We start from the raw sequence: 2102 nt of genomic DNA on the forward strand, positions 1-2102 counted from the left end.
GGCGTGGAACCCGCCCACCACTTCCTCCAGTGAATCAGGCGAAATGAGTTGGACATACATGAACTCCAGGGCAGGGTCACTGACCTTCGCGGTTGTCCAGTCCAGGACGGAAACAACACGGTCCGCCTCGTCCAGCAGCAGATGGGCGGGATACAGTTCCCCGTGCGTCAGGACAGTCCGGGCCGGCCAGAGCCGGTCATCGCTGAGCCACTGCTGCCAGCCCGCATACAGGTCCGGCGCAATCCGGAACTCCTTTTCTACCCTGGACAGGCCATCCACCCAGTGCTGCCGGACGGCGTCGGGAGTTTCAGCTGGAATGCCGGCGGCTGCTGCGGCGGCGGCATCCATGCTGTGCAGGGACGCGATCAGCTCCGCCAGGGACTGCAGGTAGGACTTCGACGTCGGGTCGAAATGCCAGTCCGGCTGGTTCGACGGACCCACGGTCAGGCCGGGGGAGCCGGGCAGCAGCGGGTAGGCAATCAGGTCATCGGCCTGGATCTTCCAGTCCGGGATGGCTGCGGGGAGGCGCGGGCGGACAAAATCAAGAATGGCCCGTTCCTGATCCTGGTTCGCGGCCACATCCGGTCGGCGCGGCACTCGAAGTACCCACTGCTCGTTCGTTTCCGGAGTACCGGCGAATGCCACCCGGTAGTCGAGTCCGGCTTCGTTAAAGCGGACGGTTCCTGGATCGAGCAGCAATCCATAGCGCGTGGCCAGAGCGCAGACATCCTCCGCACCGGCACTCTCAACCCGGAAGTCCTTTGCCGTACCCATGATCAACCCTCCTGGAGCATGCGCTGCCGCAGACCCCGCGGCGGAGGGCACCATCGTAGCGAAGCTTGCGGCATGCGCTCCAGAGACCGCCGCCCGTGGAGCGGGACCTTCTCCCTGACGTCCCGGGCCCGAACATGACGCCCCGTGACAGTCAGTGACGCCTTATGGCGCAACATTTGGCCCGTGCCGCGCGCGCCCCTAGCGTGAGTCCGGAATCAAGAGTTCCAGCCATCGGCCCTGGCCGGCTGGACAGCAACCCTCTCGTCGTAGCGGGGTGCTCCAGGTGAAGATTCGGCCTTGGCGGAAACCCTCCGCAGGGCAAGTACGGCGCCGGCACTGCCCTCACAGCGGCCTGCGCCTCCCCACTTTCCGTGCTTAGCCGCGGACCCATTCAGGAGAAGAACCGAACCATGAAACTCAGCAGGAAAATTCTGGCACTTGCCGCAGCACCGCTCCTTGCCCTCGGCATGGCCGCCTGCGGTTCAGCGGCAGGAGACGAAGGGGCACCGGTGAAGATCGGCGTCGTCGGTGCCAGTGATCCGTACTGGGCCACCTACACCGAGGCAGCCAAGGCAGAAGGAATTGACGTGGAAATCGTCGATTTCGGCGAGTACACGCTGCCCAACCCCGCACTGACCGAGGGCGAACTGGACCTCAACCAGTTCCAGCACATCGTCTATCTGGCCCGCTACAACGTCTCCGCCGGGGAGGACCTGACCCCGGTCGGATCCACGGCCATCTACCCGCTGGGCCTGTACTCCACCCAGTACGACTCGGTTGAGGAAATTCCCGACGGCGCAACGGTCGCCATCCCCAATGATGAAAGCAACCTGTCCCGCGGACTGCTGGTGCTCCAGTCCGCCGGCCTGGTGACGCTGGAGGGCGGCGGCAGCGCCTTCTCCACCCTCGACGAAATTGATGAAGCCAAGTCCAAGGTCAAGGTGACCACCCTGGAGGCGTCACTGACCCCGACGTCGCTGCCCGACGTCGCGGCGGCCATCATCAACAACGACTTCGTGGAGGACGCGGGGCTGAAGTTTGAGGACGCCATTGCCCAGGACGATCCCTCCGATCCGGCCGCGATTCCCTACGTGAACATCTTTGCCGCCCGCGCCGGCGAGGAAAACAACGAGACCTACCTGAAGCTGGTGGAGATTTACCAGAACACCCAGTCTGTCCAGGACGGTGTGCAGGAGGCCTCCGGCAACACCGCCGAGTTCCTGAAGGTTCCGGCCGAGGATCTGCGCACGTCCCTTGCCAAGGTCCAGAAGGACATCGAAGCCCGGGGCTGATCCCGGCGCCTCATCGAAGCGGGGCCCGCCGGCGCC

Annotated in this window: 2 protein-coding genes and 1 riboswitch; of the genes, one reads left to right on the plus strand and one right to left on the minus strand. The window is 64.7% G+C overall.

What is annotated here, in order from left to right:
- A partial coding sequence (locus tag H9639_RS01620; protein WP_225219054.1) for a macrolide 2'-phosphotransferase occupies nt 1–774 on the minus strand: 774 nt, incomplete at its 3' end.
- Nucleotides 775–987: 213 nt separating this feature from the next.
- A riboswitch (SAM riboswitch) is annotated at nt 988–1105 on the plus strand.
- A 79-nt stretch (nt 1106–1184) separates the two neighbouring features.
- On the opposite strand from H9639_RS01620, the gene H9639_RS01625 reads away from it, so the two are divergent.
- Nucleotides 1185–2066: a MetQ/NlpA family ABC transporter substrate-binding protein gene (locus H9639_RS01625; RefSeq protein ID WP_191746730.1), complete on the plus strand. Its 882-nt coding sequence runs from the start codon at nt 1185–1187 to the stop codon at nt 2064–2066.
- The last annotated feature ends 36 nt before the right edge of the window (nt 2067–2102 follow it).

Origin of the sequence: Arthrobacter gallicola (assembly GCF_014836775.1) — a bacterium.
Classification (GTDB): Bacteria; Actinomycetota; Actinomycetes; order Actinomycetales; family Micrococcaceae; genus Arthrobacter_B; species Arthrobacter_B gallicola.

Coding starts and splice junctions, on each gene's coding strand:
- H9639_RS01625 (WP_191746730.1), top strand. CDS start 1,185: ATGAAACTCAGCAGGAAAATTCTGGCACTTGCCGCAGCACCGCTCCTT.